This window comes from Clostridium sp. Marseille-P7770 (assembly GCF_902143525.1).
GTDB lineage: Bacteria > Bacillota > Clostridia > Lachnospirales > Lachnospiraceae > Pilosibacter.
In genome coordinates this window covers 42,891-58,838 of sequence record NZ_CABFVC010000005.1, presented here as the reverse complement: position 1 = coordinate 58,838, position 15,948 = coordinate 42,891, and the positions used below count along the sequence as shown (strand labels likewise).

The 15,948-nt window shown below is 51.8% G+C and carries 12 protein-coding genes; 11 read left to right on the top strand and 1 reads right to left on the bottom strand.

Annotated elements, in window-relative coordinates; translation table 11 throughout:
* Positions 1 to 14: 14 nt before the first annotated feature.
* From murD to sigE, 7 genes are all read left to right on the top strand, one after another.
* Complete coding sequence (gene murD / locus FN001_RS13005) at positions 15 to 1,361, top strand: UDP-N-acetylmuramoyl-L-alanine--D-glutamate ligase (RefSeq protein WP_142412131.1); 1,347 nt, start codon at positions 15 to 17, stop codon at positions 1,359 to 1,361.
* A gap of 12 nt (positions 1,362 to 1,373) precedes the next feature.
* Entirely contained in the window at positions 1,374 to 2,792 is a 1,419-nt protein-coding gene (locus FN001_RS13000; RefSeq protein ID WP_486463520.1) for an FtsW/RodA/SpoVE family cell cycle protein, read from the top strand.
* A gap of 88 nt (positions 2,793 to 2,880) precedes the next feature.
* Entirely contained in the window at positions 2,881 to 4,149 is a 1,269-nt protein-coding gene (gene murA, locus FN001_RS12995; RefSeq protein WP_142412130.1) for a UDP-N-acetylglucosamine 1-carboxyvinyltransferase, read from the top strand.
* Between the two features lie 84 nt (positions 4,150 to 4,233).
* Complete coding sequence (locus tag FN001_RS12990) at positions 4,234 to 5,049, top strand: cell division protein FtsQ/DivIB (protein ID WP_346011271.1); 816 nt, start codon at positions 4,234 to 4,236, stop codon at positions 5,047 to 5,049.
* 141 nt (positions 5,050 to 5,190) lie between these two features.
* Positions 5,191 to 6,384, top strand: a complete 1,194-nt coding sequence (gene ftsZ, locus FN001_RS12985) for a cell division protein FtsZ (RefSeq protein ID WP_118515276.1) — start codon at positions 5,191 to 5,193, stop codon at positions 6,382 to 6,384.
* A gap of 474 nt (positions 6,385 to 6,858) precedes the next feature.
* Complete coding sequence (locus FN001_RS12980) at positions 6,859 to 7,713, top strand: sigma-E processing peptidase SpoIIGA (protein ID WP_185911938.1); 855 nt, start codon at positions 6,859 to 6,861, stop codon at positions 7,711 to 7,713.
* 16 nt (positions 7,714 to 7,729) lie between these two features.
* Positions 7,730 to 8,470 carry an RNA polymerase sporulation sigma factor SigE gene (gene sigE, locus FN001_RS12975; protein WP_142412128.1) on the top strand — a complete coding sequence of 247 codons (741 nt, stop codon included), beginning with the start codon at positions 7,730 to 7,732 and terminating at the stop codon, positions 8,468 to 8,470.
* A 181-nt stretch (positions 8,471 to 8,651) separates the two neighbouring features.
* Here the strand turns inward: sigE and FN001_RS12970 are convergent, their stop codons facing one another.
* Complete coding sequence (locus FN001_RS12970) at positions 8,652 to 9,368, bottom strand: hypothetical protein (protein WP_142412127.1); 717 nt, start codon at positions 9,366 to 9,368, stop codon at positions 8,652 to 8,654.
* A gap of 395 nt (positions 9,369 to 9,763) precedes the next feature.
* Between FN001_RS12970 and FN001_RS12965 the strand changes: the two genes are divergently transcribed.
* From FN001_RS12965 to FN001_RS12950, 4 genes are read left to right on the top strand one after another with little or no spacing between them, the layout of a single operon-like run.
* Entirely contained in the window at positions 9,764 to 10,648 is an 885-nt protein-coding gene (locus FN001_RS12965; RefSeq protein ID WP_142412126.1) for a DegV family protein, read from the top strand.
* Positions 10,635 to 12,107: a sensor histidine kinase gene (locus FN001_RS12960; RefSeq protein WP_182426580.1), complete on the top strand. Its 1,473-nt coding sequence runs from the start codon at positions 10,635 to 10,637 to the stop codon at positions 12,105 to 12,107. The genes FN001_RS12965 and FN001_RS12960 overlap by 14 nt, the downstream gene beginning before the upstream one ends.
* Positions 12,108 to 12,116: 9 nt before the next feature.
* Positions 12,117 to 13,055, top strand: coding sequence for a GerMN domain-containing protein (locus FN001_RS12955; RefSeq protein WP_142412125.1), 939 nt, complete (start codon positions 12,117 to 12,119; stop codon positions 13,053 to 13,055).
* A 28-nt stretch (positions 13,056 to 13,083) separates the two neighbouring features.
* Positions 13,084 to 15,645 (top strand): ComEC/Rec2 family competence protein, encoded by a 2,562-nt coding sequence (locus FN001_RS12950; protein WP_185911937.1) that lies wholly within the window; start codon positions 13,084 to 13,086, stop codon positions 15,643 to 15,645.
* The last annotated feature ends 303 nt before the right edge of the window (positions 15,646 to 15,948 follow it).

Genomic DNA, 15,948 nt, shown 5'->3' with positions numbered 1-15,948 from the left:
TAGGAGGAGAAACCATGTCACAGAAAGTATTAGTTGCAGGAACAGGGATCAGCGGTATTTCCGCAGCAAAACTTCTGCTTGCCCAGGGCGGCGAAGTGGTCCTTTATGATGGAAATGAGAAACTTTCCGAAGAAAAACTGAAAGCAAAATTTGACGAAGGCGCGAAAGTGACCATCGTTCTCGGAGAACTGAAAAAGACAGATCTTGCAGGGGTAGAGTTATGCGTGATCAGCCCGGGCATCCCGCTCGAGGCACCGTTCGTTGCGGTGATCGATGAGGCGAAGATCCCGATCTGGAGTGAGATCGAGCTCGCTTACCACTGCTCAAAGGGAAAACTTGCCGCGATCACAGGCACAAACGGAAAGACAACGACGACAGCGCTCACCGGAGAGATCATGAAGAAGTTTTATAAGAGCGTATTCGTAGTAGGAAATATCGGAGATCCGTATACTGCCCACGCACTCGAGACAACCGATGAGTCCGTGACAGTCGCTGAGGTTTCCAGCTTCCAGCTCGAGACGATCATGGACTTCCATCCGAACGTGTCCGCGATCACAAACATCACTCCGGACCACCTGGACCGCCATAAGACGATGGAATGCTATATTCAGGTAAAGGAAGGAATTACAAGAAATCAGACAGAGGAAGATACCTGCGTATTAAACTACGAGGATCCGGTCCTCAGAGAGTTCGGAAAGACCTTAAAGTGCAAGGTCCTCTACTTCAGCAGCAAGGAGAAGCTCGACGAGGGCATCTTCATGGACGGCGATCTCATCATCTATCGTCATGACGGAAAGAGCGAGAAAGTCCTTGACGTCAACGAATTAAATATCATCGGAAGACATAACCATGAGAATGTGATGACAGCTGTTGCGATCGCGATCCGTTTAGGTGTCCCGATGGATATGATCCGCGAGGCGTGCAAGGAATTCAAGGCAGTCGAGCACAGGATTGAGTATGTGAGAGAACGTTTCGGCGTTACTTATTATAACGACTCCAAGGGAACAAACCCGGATGCAGCGATCCAGGCTATCAAGGCGATGCCGGGACCGACACTTCTGATCGCGGGCGGATATGATAAGCATTCCGAGTACGACGAGTGGATCGAGAGTTTTGACGGAAAAGTCCGCTATCTCGTTCTCATCGGTCAGACGAGAGATAAGATCGCTGAGTGCGCGAAGAAACATGGTATCACCGATATCATGTACGCGGAAGATATGCAGGAAGCTGTTCAGGTATGTGCTTCCTACGCAAATGCAGGCGATTATGTGCTGCTCTCCCCGGCATGCGCCAGCTGGGGAATGTTCAAGAACTTTGAGGAGCGTGGACGGATCTTTAAGGAATGCGTCAACGCCCTGTAATGGAGGCTTAGCGTGGCTCGAAAAAAGGTTCGAAAAGCCGGCGGCAGGGCACAGGCACAGAGACAGGCGGTACAGCGCCAGCAGGCAAAACGTCAGCAAATGCAGCGCCAGCAGATGTCCGGAAAGCAGGTGGAGCGCCAGCAGATCGAAAGAGAACGGGCGAAACGCCAGCAGGAAGGACAGCGCCGGGAACAGCTTCTGATGCAGCAGCGCCAGGAAATGCAGGAGAGGCAGGAGATGCTCCGCAGACAGCAGATGCAGATGCGGGGAGAGCCCGAACAGGAAGAGGAAAGACGGAAAAAGAAAGCCCGCCGCTTCTATGATTATGACCTTCTTGTGGTCATCATCTTCCTGACGGCATTCGGACTGATCATGATCTACAGCTCCAGTGCGTACAATGCGCAGGTGAGCGGGCAGCCGTCCACCTACTATATGATACGTCAGGGAGGAATCGCCGTTGTGGGATTCATCATGATGCTCATCATCTCAAAGATCGACTACCACTTTTTTGCGAAGTTTGCCGTTCCGGCAGTGGTCGTATCCTACATCTGCGAATTCCTCGTAACCTTTACTCCGCTGGGAATCGCAGTAAACGGTAAAAAAAGATGGCTGGGAACAAGATCTCTGCGTTTCCAGCCTGCAGAGCTCGTAAAGATCGTGATGATCCTGTTTCTTGCGGTTGTCATCACGAGACTTGGAAAACGGATCAATGAATGGCGCGTGTGGGGAATGCTTGCGGTGCTGCTCGGACCGCTGGCACTCTTTGTCATGCTGAACAACCTGAGTTCCGGTATCATCATCTGCGGGATCGCTTTTGTGATGATGTTTGTCGCATGCAAGAGAAAATGGCCGTTTATATTGGTCGTGGTGGTGCTGATCGTCGTGATCGCATTCGCCCCCCCTGTGGCCATCGCCATGGAGAAAGCGGGAATCCTTCACTCCTACCAGCTGAGCAGAATCCTGGTATGGAAAAATCCGGAGGCATACCCGAAGTCCGGCGGATATCAGGTCTTACAGGGACTTTATGCGATCGGTTCCGGCGGACTTCTCGGAAAGGGGCTCGGACAGAGTATCCAGAAATTAAGTTTCCTTCCGGAGCCGCAGAATGATATGATCTTTGCAGTGATCTGTGAGGAGCTGGGACTTTTCGGCGCGATCGCCGTGATCTTCATGTTCCTCTTCATGCTGTACCGTTTCCTTGTCATTGCGGGAAACGCGCCGGATCTGTTCGGTGCGATGCTGGTGACAGGCGTCCTGGCGCATATCGCGATCCAGGTTGTCTTAAACATCGCCGTTGTTACCAACGTGATCCCGAACACAGGTATCACACTTCCGTTTATCAGTTACGGAGGTACGTCGGTCCTTTTTTTGATGGTGGAAATGGGAATGGTCCTGAGCGTGTCCAACCGGATCCGGCTGGAACAGGCGTAAGCGTCCTGAAAATGTAAGGCGCAGAACAGGAACAAAAAATATTTTTCCGCATATACTGTTTTATAGCGGCATATGCGGGGGAATCGGTTTGCAGGTATATAAAGTTCAGGGGCTCAGGCCTCTGCGTGGAAAAATAAAGATCCAGGGTTCAAAAAATGCAGTACTGCCGATGATGGCGGCGAGTCTCCTCACGGAAGGATGCACCGAGATCTGGAATGTTCCGAGAATCTCGGACGTGTTCCTCATGGCGGAGATCATCAGAGACCTGGGATGCCGGGTGATCTTTGAGGATGATGTTCTTATGATCGATGCCTCAGGGCTTTCGGGGACAGTGATCCCGAAGGAGACAGTGGGGAAGATGAGGTCTTCCAGTCTGCTCTTAGGACCGCTGCTTTCCAGAGGCGGGGAGGTGACGACCTGGTATCCGGGCGGCTGCGTGATCGGAAAACGTCCGATCGATTTTCATCTGGATGTGCTCCGGGCAATGGGAGCAGAGATACTTGATGATGGCGGAATGCTGATTGCAAAGGCGGAAACGTTTTGCGGAACAACATTCCGTTTTCCATATCCGAGTGTCGGGGCGACGGAGAATGCGGTGATGGCTGCTGTGCTGGCGTCCGGTACGACGAAACTCCTCAACTGTGCGCGGGAGCCGGAGATCGCGGAACTCTGCGGATTTTTGCGGTCCATGGGAGCGAAGATCAGCGGGGAGCGGACCGGGACCATCACGGTGACTGGAGTGGAAAAGCTCTTTCCGACAAACCATGTGACAGCGGGAGACAGGATCTGCGCCGGGACATACCTGGTGGCGGCAGCGGCATCCGGCGGCGAGATCGAGATCACCGGAGTGGAGCCGGTCGTCCTGGTGGAACCGTTAAAGGCACTTCGGAAAATGGGGGCCGGACTCCGGATCTTCGGGGCAGCCGGTCCGAAGGCGAGGATCCGCATGGTGATGGAACGGCGCCCGGCCGGGATCACGATCGATACCGGACCGTATCCGGGATTTCCGACGGATCTGCAGTCGGTCTTTCTCGCGGCGGAGGCGTCGGGAACCGGGGAGAGCCAGATCCGGGAGACCGTATACGAGGCGAGATTCGAGGCGGCGGTGCGTCTTGCGTCTTTTGGAGCCGATGTATCGGTTCACGGAGATACAGCCATAATAAAAGGAAGATATCCGCTTCTTCCCGGAGTTGTCGAGACACCGGATCTTCGCGGCGGAGCAGCGCTTCTCGTCGCAGCTCTGTCGGCAGACGGACTCAGCGTGGTCTCGGACCGGGGACACTTAAAGCGCGGATATGAAGATATCGGAAGAGATCTCAGAATACTGGGAGCGGACATTGAAGAGAATATTCTTTAAGAAAAAGAGATCATGCGGCGGCTGTGTACCGGAAATACTTCCCGGTACAGCAGGCTGCGATCAGGCAGATAACGGGTGAGAGGAATGTTATTTAGAAGAAGAGGACTTGGTTTTGGAAGGCGCGGCTTCGGGATCCATTTCGGGAGAAGGAGCAGCAGCGGTTTTGGAATGTATCATAGGAGAGGCGGAAGAAAGAAGGGGATCATTCTCGGGGTGATTCTGGGAATTCTCATCATTCTTCTCGTCCTCATCTTTTCGGTCCGCATCAAGGATGTGGAAGTGAGCGGCAACAAACAATATACAAAGGAACAGATCGAGTCGCTTTTGTTTGACGGGAAATGGTCGAGAAATTCTGCGTTCTGCTACTATCAGAACCGGTTTAAGGAACATAAGTCCATTCCGTTCATCGAGGAATACAAGATCAATTTCAAGAGTCCCACGAAGGTGGAGGTCGTTGTTTTCGAGAAGAGCGTTGTGGGCTGCGTTTCCTATATGAGCAGCTATATGTACTTTGATAAGGACGGGATCATCGTTGAGAGTTCTTCTGAACAGCTTCCGGGAGTTCCGGTGATCACCGGACTGGAGTTCGGACATATCGTCCTGCACCAGCCGCTTCCTGTGGCGGATCAGGATATCTTCGGAGAGATCTTAAATCTGACGCAGGTACTAAACGTCAGCGGCATCCAGGTGGACAGGATCAATTACAGCAGCTACAAAGAGGCGGAGCTTGTGATGGGAGATATTACGGTGGAACTCGGGAACTCTGACAGCCTCGACGGAAAGATCGCGGAACTTCATGATATCATGCCGGAACTTTCCGGTCTCTCCGGTACTTTGTATCTGGATACTTACGATGAGACGAATTCCAGCCCGACATACCGTTTCGTGAAGAAAAACTAAAAAAAACCATCAAAAAACCATAAATTAAAGGTTGATATTTTTCAAAAAATCAAATATGATATATGTTAGATTAACTTGGGATTTTTATGCCATGCTAATGAAGATATAATAGATTGATAGATATTAAAGGAGGAGACATTCTTGTTAGAGATTAAGATAAACGAGGCAGAGAATGCCGCAAGAATTCTTGTGATCGGTGTCGGTGGCGCCGGAAATAACGCGGTAAACCGCATGGTAGAAGAAAATATTATGGGCGTTGAGTTTATCGGTATCAACACAGATAAACAGGCGCTTCAGTTCTGTAAAGCTCCGACTGCTATGCAGATCGGTGAGAAGCTCACAAAAGGACTTGGCGCCGGTGCAAAACCGGAGATCGGTGAGAAGGCAGCCGAGGAGAGCCAGGAGGAGATCTCCCAGGCATTAAAGGGAGCCGATATGGTATTCGTTACCTGTGGTATGGGCGGCGGAACCGGTACCGGTGCAGCTCCGGTGATCGCTCAGATCGCGAAAGATATGGGAATTCTGACAGTCGGCGTTGTAACAAAGCCGTTCCGTTTTGAAGCAAGACAGAGAATGAACAACGCGTTAAAGGGAATCGAGAACTTAAAGAACGCAGTTGACACTCTGATCGTAATCCCGAACGACCGTCTCCTTGAGATCGTTGACAGACGGACAACCATGCCGGATGCATTAAAGAAAGCCGATGAGGTCCTTCTTCAGGCTGTACAGGGAATCACAGATCTGATCAACGTTCCGGGTCTTATCAATCTTGACTTCGCAGATGTTCAGACTGTAATGACAGACAAGGGCATCGCACATATCGGTATCGGCAAGGCGAAGGGCGACGAGAAGGCACTCGAGGCTGTAAAACAGGCTGTATCCAGCCCGCTTCTTGAGACAACGATCGAGGGCGCTTCCCACGTGATCATCAACATTTCCGGTGATATCAGCTTGATCGAGGCAAACGAGGCTGCCGGTTATGTTCAGGAGCTCGCAGGTGATGATGCAAACATCATCTTCGGCGCAATGTACGATGAGAACGCAGAGGACGAGGTAACGATCACTGTTATCGCGACAGGTCTTGATGCTCACGGCGCAAACACACCGGTTGAGCGCGCAATGAAGGACTTTACAAACTATAAGACAAAAGTTCCGGCTCAGCAGGCTCCGATCCAGAGAACTGCTCCGACCGTAAAAGTTCCGTCTGAGGCAGCAGCTACAACAGAGTCTGCTCCGAAGTACAATATTCCGACCGGAAACGCACCGGTTTACCGTCCGGCACAGCGCGGCGAGACTCAGATCAACATCCCGGATTTCTTAAAGAACCGCAGATAAGATCCTGAGAACGGACAAGCTGCTTAAAAACAGTAAGGATGAACATATGAGGACCCAGGGAGAGAAATCTTCCCGGGTCTTTTTGGTTTCATAGAAAATTCCGATGGAACTTTCTATGAAGCTAAAAGGCACAGCATGCCTGAGATTTTATACATCACTTCCATAAAAATTCATCGCGGATCCCGACAGGAAAATGTCTGGATCCGCATTCTTTTTTTCTTCTGTTTTCACAGATCCTGCAAATATCAGCGAAAATTTCCAATTTTTACGAAAAAACAGGGAAGAACCTGTTGGAAGAACTCGATGAGTTTCCAGGGTTCGCGTCCCCGCTTTGACAAATTCCGGAGAGGAAGACAGGTATACTGTTGGAAAACGATATCAGGATTTCGGGGACGGATGATCGGAACTGAAAATCCTGTCTGACGCAGTATGGGCGGTCTTTGACGGTCCGGAATGCGGAAAGGGGGAATCCCGGTGGAATATGAATGGTACGCCGATCTCTTTTTTCTGGAAGAGGCGTACCGGGATGTCTTGATCCTGTGGCTGGCGGCGGTGCTCGGGAGAAAGAAGATTTCTGTTTTCCGGCTTTTGGCGGCGGGAATTGCAGGCGGACTTTGCGGGACCGCAGTTTCCTGCCTTGAGCTGTCAGGAATCGCAGCACGGATTACGGGAAGAAGCCTGGCGGCCTGGATTTTCTGGGAAAGCGGAAAAGTTCTGATAAACGGTTTTTTGATTATAACGGCTGCGCTTCCCCTAAAAAGAGTGTCCGGATGGAAAAAAGCGTTCTTTCAAAGGGGAAAGGAGCTTGGGCTGCTGGTCTTGTCAGCGGGGATCCTGCAGAGCGGTCTTGCGGTCTTGCGGGAGCGCTGCTTTCTCACCGGGTGGAAAAGTCTTCTGTTTATGGGATTTTTCTGTGCGGGAGTCCGCTTCTTTGCGGAGGCGCTCGTGAAGCGGCCGGTGATCGGAAAAATGAGGTATCAGGTCCGACTTTTCCTGAACGGAAGATCGAAGGAGTTTACCGCGATGGAGGATTCCGGGAACCGTCTCGTGGAACCTGTGACGGGAAAGCCGGTCAGCATTATCGCAGCGGCAGATGCGAAAGAGTTTGGGAGCGAGCCGGCAGGCGTCCTGATGATCCCGTACCGGGCGGTAGGGACAAAAAGCGGAATGCTTCCGGGGATCCTGTTCGACCGGATGGAGATCATGGACGGAGAAAACAGGAGTGTCCGGATTGACAGGCCGGTCGTGGCTGTCTCGAAGGAACCGCTGTTTTTCAGAAAAGATTTTACGATGATCCTGCCGGAAAGTCTTTTCACTGATAAGTTATGAAAGGGAGAAAATGAGTATGATCATGAGAATTTCTATGCCAAACCGGTTTCGGTTAAAAAAAGTGATGGGATTCCGGACAATGATCCGGCCGGAGCGCGGGGAGATCCATTACATCGGAGGCGCGGATATCCTCCCGGCACCGCTGTCCTTGAAGGAGGAGACGGAGGCGTTAAATAAGTTTGGAACGGAGGAGGAAAAAGAGGCAAAATCAGAGCTGATCGAACATAATCTACGTCTGGTCGTTTACATAGCAAAGAAATTTGAGAACACGAGCGTCGGGGTCGAAGACCTGATCTCTATCGGGACGATCGGTCTCATCAAGGCGATCAATACGTTCAATCCGACGAAGAATATCAAGCTGGCGACTTACGCGTCCAGATGTATCGAGAATGAGATCCTCATGTATCTCAGGAGAACCAGCAAGATGAAGCTGGAGGTCTCCATCGATGAGCCGTTAAACGTGGACTGGGATGGAAATGAGCTGCTCTTATCGGATATCCTTGGCACCGATGAGGATGTGATCTACAAGGATATGGAGGACGAGGTGGAAAAGGATCTCCTCAAAAATGCGGTGAGCCGGCTGAGTCCGAGAGAGCGGAAGATCGTGGAGCTGCGCTACGGCCTAAAGCGCCAGGACGGGGCGGAGATGACCCAGAAGGAGGTGGCGGATCTCATGGGAATCTCGCAGTCCTATATTTCGCGGCTCGAGAAGAAGATCATGATGAGGTTAAAGAAGGAAATCGTGAAATTTGAGTAGAGCAGAGCGTGTGACGAGTCATATCCGAAAATGGTGAAAAAGACAGGTAGGAAATCCGCGGCCAGAACTGTATCATATGGAATTTTCAGTTCAGAAAATTCCTACCATGAAAAGTAACAAATAAAAGAACTGTCTGACTGAAAAATTATCAGCCAGACAGTCCTTTTTGTCTAATGGAAAATTACTCATCATACAGCTTCGCGTACAGCATCTCACACAGCGAATCTGCGTAGGCCTGGTCCGGAATATCGCGGCCGGTGATCAGGAAATCCTGGATCAGCTCGAAGCGCTTGAGACTCAGCTCTTCACCGGAAAGATCCGGATCTTCCATCAAGAGCTGCTCATCGAGTTCTTTTGCGGAATAATTCTTTAAGAACCAGTCGATGATCTCCTGAGTCTCCCGTTTTTCGTCGTCGGCTTCCACTTTTAACTCGGCGGCGCGTTTCCTTGAGGAGACGGCGACGACAAGGCTGGCGACGGCGAGAATGACAAGTGCCCCCTCAAAGATGTATTTCTGGAATCCCTCCATCGGGAGATGGAAGACGCCGAGAAGGCAGAGCGCGGCTCCCACGGCGAGAACCCCGCCGACCAGGAAAAATGCGGATGCGGAGGAGCTCATGTCCTCGTAGCGCTGCCCTTTATCGACGTAGGCATGGACGATCTCGTCAGCCGGCTTCTTTTTGGCGGAAGAGATTTCGTCGGGATCCGCGTCTTCTGCTTTGGCCATCTCACCGGAGAACGGATCCATCTCCTGCGCCATGACGGCAAGCTGTTCTTCTTTTTCTTTCTGTTTCATCGCGTCAGCGACTTCTTTTGATTCCACGAGAGGACCGCCGCAGTCGCTGCAGACCTTGATCCCCTCAACAAATTCCATATCACATTTCGGACAATAAGGCATAACCTTTCCCTCCAGAATTTAAAATAAAGTGCCAAACATGCAAGCATGTTTTTCACTCACTTACTGCTCAAACATATTACGGCTCGCACTTCGTGCTAAGCGCTGCTGCGCAGCTGCCGTAATCGGCTTCGCCGCTCGTGCCAAACATGCAAGCATGTTTTTCACTCGCTTACTGCTCAGCATATCATATTTTTGAATATTCGTCCACAGTTTGGGTAGTTTTGGACTTCCATTTATATAGGAAATCGGTTAAAATAAGAAGAAGGTCTGTCTGCGTGGAAGAAAAGAAAAAACGCAGCGGGACAGGGTTACTTTTCAAAGATAGGAATTTTCTGAATGGAAAAATCCGTATGATACAGTAACGGACGAAGAGAAACAGAAAGGGGAAATTTTGTATGAAGATCGCAGTTGTTACAGACAGCAACAGCGGGATCACCCAGGCACAGGCAAAAGAGATGGGGATCACGGTCCTGCCGATGCCGTTTATGATAGATGGAGAAACGTATTATGAGGATATTACACTGACCCAGGAGCAGTTTTATCAGAGGCTGAAGGACAATTCCGATATCTCGACCTCACAGCCGACACCGGACTCCATCATGAAACTGTGGGATGAACTGTTAAAAGAGTATGATCAGATCGTCCACATCCCGATGTCCGCCGGACTTTCCGGATCCTGCGCGACTGCAATGATGCTGGCGGGAGAGGACGAGTACGAGGGAAAGGTATTTGTCGTTGATAATCACCGGATCTCCGTGACCCAGTATCAGTCCGTGAAGGACGCGATGATGCTGGCAGATATGGGAATGGACGGCGCACAGATCAAAAAGCGCCTGGAGGAGACAGCGGCTGATTCCGTGATCTTTGTCACGGTGGACACCCTGAAATACCTGAAAAAAGGCGGACGCATCACACCGGCGGCCGCGGCTCTCGGCACACTTTTAAGGATCAAGCCGGTCCTGATCATCCTGGGAGAAAAGCTGGATTCCTTTGCAAAGGCCCGCACGATGAAGCAGGCGAAGACACTGATGATGAATGCGATCCAGAAAGAGCTGGATGAGAGACTTCATGACAGTGAGTGCAAAGACTGCCACCTTGCGATCGCCCATTCGGACAACGAGGAGGCGGCTCTGGAGTTTAAGAAGGAAATGGAAGAGCGCTTCCCGGACGCAGATATCTATCTGGCACCGCTTTCCCTGAGCATTGCCTGCCATATCGGACCGGGCAGCCTTGCGCTGACGGCAACAAGAAAGATGGAAGAGGAACATGAGAAAAATTAGGGAACGGATCCGGGAGATCTACCGGAAACATACGCCGAGCGTCAAACTTCCTCTGATCATCCTGACTGTTTTATTCTGCATGATCCCGCTCCTCGTGGAGAGCCGGATCCTCGCCAGTTCCTCGCGGCAGGAGCAGGTGGAGCGCAGGATCATCGATGTCCAGAACCAGTGTCAGATCCTGAGCAATAAGATGTCGAGAAGCGGATACCTCACAAACTCCGCGCTGGATAATGCGGCCATCGACACAGAATTATCGCTCCTGTCGGATATCTTCAGCGGGCGGATCCTGATCGTAAATTCCGGCTTTAAGATCGTTGAGGATACGTTCGCGATCTCTGACGGAAAGACGCTGATCTCGGACGAGGTGATCCGGTGCTTCCAGGGAGAGAACACGAGCCGGTACGACAGTCTGAAGCATTACTTCGTCCTGGCAATCCCGATCCCGGAATTTGAGCAGGAGACGGGAACGATCACGACGGGAAAGACAGCCGGAGTGATGATCGTTACCGCGTCCACGGAGAGCATGTACAGCCTGGAGGAGAGCCTGAAAGATAAGGCATCCCTGTACGAGATGATGATCTTCGTCATCGTACTGATCGTGACAATCCTGTCAGTTCACCTGATCATGAAGCCGTTCGGAACGCTGATCGCGTCGATCCGGCGCGCGGGTGACGGAAATCTGGATGAGGATGTCAACGAGGAAGCATACCGGGAGACGAAGCAGATCTCCGGGACGATCAATAAGACGCTGGAGAAGCTAAAGGCTGTGGATCAGTCGAGGCAGGAATTTGTTTCCAATGTCTCCCATGAGCTCAAGACCCCGATCACGTCGATCCGTGTCCTGGCGGATTCCCTGATGGGAATGGAGGACGCGCCGAAGGAGCTTTACCAGGAATTTATGCATGATATTTCGGACGAAATCGACCGGGAGAGCAAGATCATCGATGATCTTCTGACTCTTGTGCGGATGGACAAGGCATCCTCGGAGCTTTCCTGCACGCAGGTCCAGATCAACGGACTGATCGAGATGGTCTTAAAGCGCCTGCGCCCGATCGCCAGAAAAAGGAACATTGAGCTGATCTTTGAGAGTAAGCGCGATGTCACGGCGGATATCGATGAGGTGAAGTTCTCACTGGCGATAAACAATCTTGTGGAGAATGCGGTCAAGTATAACAAAGAAGATGGCTGGGTCCGGGTAACGCTGGATGCTGACCATAAGTTCTTCTATCTGAAAGTGGCAGATTCCGGGATCGGGATCCCTGCGGAATTTAAGGAAAGAGTTTTTGAGCGTTTTTACCGCGTGGACAAGGCGCGGTCCCGGGAGACCGGAGGTACCGGCCTCGGACTCGCGATCACGAGAAGCGTGGTCCTGATGCATCACGGCGCGATCCGGGTGGACAGCGTCGAGGGAGAGGGAAGCACCTTCATGGTGCGGATCCCGCTCATCTATATTCCGTAGGAGGGAAAAATGAAGAAATTGTTGAAGATTCGGGCATTTTTTCTCCTCTTCGCACTTCTGTTTGCTTTGAGCGGCTGTACAGGGGAAAAAGCTGTGGAGCAGAGCGGAAATGCCTATACGATCTACTATTTAAACGCATCCGGGATCCAGCTTGTCGGGAGTGAGTACCGGACGGAAACGGCGGATACAGACGCGCTGGTGCGGGAGCTGCTCGATAAGATGGGAAATGTTCCGGCGGATCTCGATTGTCAGAGAGCGCTGCCGGAGCGGATCGAAAAGATCACCTACCGGATCGAAGGAAATGTTCTGTACCTGTACGCGGATGCCAATTATGCGCTGATGAATTCCGTGCAGGAGATCCTGTGCCGGGCGGCTCTCACAAAGACGCTGACCCAGATCCCGGGGATCGAGTATCTGAGTATCTACTGTGCAGAGCAGCCAATCACGGATGCAGCCGGAAACCCGGTCGGGATGTTGTCGGCGTCAGATTTCGTGGACAGTATCCGGGATGTCAACTCCTTCGAGCGGACCGAGCTGACGCTGTATTTTGCCAACGAGACAGGGGATCAGCTGGTGGAAGAAAAACGGGAAGTCATGCAAAACAGCAATACTTCTCTGGAACGTCTGATCGTGGAGCAGCTGATCGAGGGACCGCAGGAGCTCGGCCATTACGCGACGATCCCGTCGGATGTAAAGCTTTTGAATGTGTCCGTCAACGATTCCGTCTGCTCGATCAACTTTGATGCGGCATTCCTGAACAGCAGTCTGGATGTGGCGGCATACATTCCGATCTATTCCATCGTGGATTCCCTCGCGGAACTTTCCACGGTGAGCCGTGTGCAGATCCGGATCAACGGGTCCCAGGACGATGTGTTCCGGGACCAGATCCCGTTGAGCACGGTGTTTGAACGAAACTACGATTATATCGCAGGAGGAAAAAACGATTAAAAGACCTTTGCTGTGTGTGACAGGGGGATTGGTACTTGGAGAGGCACTGAACCTGTGGATCCCGGCAGAGCAGATCATTTTTGGACTGGCAGTCTGGCTGCTCTTTTTGGTGTGCGCATTTGCGCGCCGGAAGAGCAAATACAGGCTGCCAGTCCTTCTTTTTATGGCGGGACTGGCTGTGGGGAGTCTCAGGATGGAGGCGGAACAGGCGGCATTTTTGCGGGAAGAGGGATTTTTTCTGGAGGAACAGGAGGATGGAGTGGTTTTAAACGGGACCGTCCGGTCGGTGAAGGAGAAGGACGGGACGCTGGAGGTTGTTCTCGGGGACTGTACCTCGGAAGAGGAAAACGGCGGACTGGTGGGGAGATTCCGGAGAGTTTTATGTTACCTTGAGATCGTGGAAGCAGGAACAAATGAAAGTGAAAGTGTGGGATGGAATTCAGAGTTACTTTCTGCAGGAAAAAGGATCCGTGTCTTTGGAGAGGGAAAGGCTGCGGATCCGGCGAGAAATCCGGGCGGGTTCGATTACCGTCTGTACTGCAGGTCCCGGGGGATCTCCGGGATCGTCTACGCGGACGGATATGCGGTGACCGGAGGAAAAACACGGATCATCGCCGATCGCCTGTACCGGATCCGCCGATCTCTTTCGGAACGCTTAAAGACGATCGCACTCCCGGAGGATGCCGGGATCCTGTCGGCGGTCCTGTTCGGGGAGAAAGAGGATCTGGACAGTGCCGTCTATGAACTTTACCGGAAAAACGGGATTTCCCACCTTCTGGCGATCAGCGGACTTCATGTCTCCATCGTCGGACTCGGAATCTGGAAAATATTCCGGAAAGGCGGGGCAGGATTCTGGTTTGCGGGAGTGGGTGCAGGCAGCTTTCTCTGCGTCTACGGGATGATGGTGGGCTCCGGTGCCTCTGTGGTACGGGCGGTCTCGATGGCGCTGCTCTCCTTTCTGGCGGCGGCTGTTGGGAGGACCTACGATCTTCCGACGGCGATGTGCATTCCGGCTGTGGGACTCCTGCTCGCTCATCCTTTTCTTTTGACGCAGGCCTCATTTCAGCTCTCTTTTCTCGCTGTGACATCGTTAGTCTACCCGGGACGATTGTTTTCGGTTCGCGGGGAAAAGATTTTTGCGGGGGAACGGTCTTCTGCGGCGGCGTCCGCCTTTTTTACAAGTCTTTCACTCCAGATGGTGACGGCACCCGTCATTCTCTGGCATTCTTTTGGAATCCCGCTCTACGGGGTGTTCTTAAATCTTATCGTGATCCCGCTGATGACGTATGCGGTCATATCGGGATTTCTTGGACTTGGTCTGTCCTTTTTATCAATATCGGTGGGGAGCGCCATGCTCGGAGGCGCACATTATATTTTGCGTTTTTATGAATTCGTCTGCAGCAGCACCGGAAAGCTTCCGGGGGCGGAGCTCGTTTTTGGGCAGCCAGAGGTGTGGAAGATCGGTTGTTATTACGGATGTCTGATCCTGGGAGCGGTTATCTATGAGCGGGGAGAGAAAACCTGGGAAAAATTTGGGAAAATGATGGCAGAAAACGGTTGGGAAAGAGGAGAAAAAGACAGAGGAAAGACTGGAAAAAAAGATGTAGAAATGGCGGACGGACAAAAAACAGAAAATTCAGAAAAAAACATGATCAGAAAGAGAGTCTGTAAATCAGTCAGACAATTGGAACATCAGAGAAAATGCAGAATGCAGTTCGATAAAAGGAAGCGCCTGTTCGGTCTTACTGTCTGCTGGCTCGCCGCATTCTGTTTCCTTCTCCCATCCCGCCCCGCAGGTCTTTCCGTCACATTCCTCGACGTCGGGCAGGGCGACGGGATCGTTCTGCGTTCATCCGACAAAGCAGTCCTTGTGGACTGCGGCAGCAGCCAGCAGAAGACGGTCGGGGAGAAGACGCTGGTCCCGTATCTCAAGAGTCAGGGTGTGGCGCACTTGGATCTTGCCGTCATGACCCATGGAGACCAGGACCACATCAACGGGATCCGGTATCTTTTAGAACACCTGGAATCGGGGATCACGGTGGGCGGTCTTATGATGCCGGAAGCAGGAACAGATGAGATCTACGGGACGATGGCGGAGCTGGCAAAAAAGCAGGGGATTCCTGTGTTTTATGCCGAACGCGGCGATATATGGAAAGATTTTCCGGGAAAAGGAATGAAGCTGGAATGCCTGTCCCCGGACGGGGAGACGGAATTCGCAGACCGGAATGAGGAATCCCTGGTATTTCGCCTGACGTTTGACCGGTTTTCGCTGCTTCTCACGGGAGATATGGAAGAAAGCGGGGAGGAAATACTTCTGGATTCCGGGATCCTGACTCCTGTGACGGTCTTAAAAGCCGGCCACCATGGTTCTGCGACATCCTCAGGGGAAAGGTTTATAGAAACCCTGTCCCCGTCGATCACAGTGCTCTCCTATGGAAGAAAGAACCGCTACGGCCATCCGGCACCGGAAGTGAAGGAACGACTGAAAGAAGCCAGTTCTGAGATCCTCGAGACCGGAAAATCCGGCGCCGTCATGATCCGGACGGATGGAAAGAAGATCCGGGTGCGGACGATGATCCGGGAGAAATGATAAGCCGGCCACGGCGGGAGCAAAGACGCTGCAGGGAATCCATGTGAAGAGGAACCAAGGTGCGGCTTATACGAAAAGAAATTACATAAGTCACGTATGTCCGATTGACCGTATGATGGATCATGGATGTATTTAACTTGAAAAAAGCTCACTGTCTTCTTGTCATTTCAGGGATGAGACCGAGTTTAAAAGGTAATTCGTAACTTATATCGAAATCATGACGTTCCTTGACACAAAATGACAGGACTTTACATCCGCAAAAAAGATTTTGGTTTTCGCTTACCGAAATTTTACAAAGTAGTC

Excerpts from the sequence above, each read along its gene's own strand:
- murD (WP_142412131.1), top strand. The coding sequence starts at position 15 with ATGTCACAGAAAGTATTAGTTGCAGGAACAGGGATCAGCGGTATTTCC.
- FN001_RS12990 (WP_346011271.1), top strand. The coding sequence starts at position 4,234 with ATGTTATTTAGAAGAAGAGGACTTGGTTTTGGAAGGCGCGGCTTCGGG.
- sigE (WP_142412128.1), top strand. The coding sequence starts at position 7,730 with ATGATCATGAGAATTTCTATGCCAAACCGGTTTCGGTTAAAAAAAGTG.
- FN001_RS12970 (WP_142412127.1), bottom strand. The coding sequence starts at position 9,368 with ATGCCTTATTGTCCGAAATGTGATATGGAATTTGTTGAGGGGATCAAG.
- FN001_RS12965 (WP_142412126.1), top strand. The coding sequence starts at position 9,764 with ATGAAGATCGCAGTTGTTACAGACAGCAACAGCGGGATCACCCAGGCA.
- FN001_RS12960 (WP_182426580.1), top strand. The coding sequence starts at position 10,635 with ATGAGAAAAATTAGGGAACGGATCCGGGAGATCTACCGGAAACATACG.
- FN001_RS12955 (WP_142412125.1), top strand. The coding sequence starts at position 12,117 with ATGAAGAAATTGTTGAAGATTCGGGCATTTTTTCTCCTCTTCGCACTT.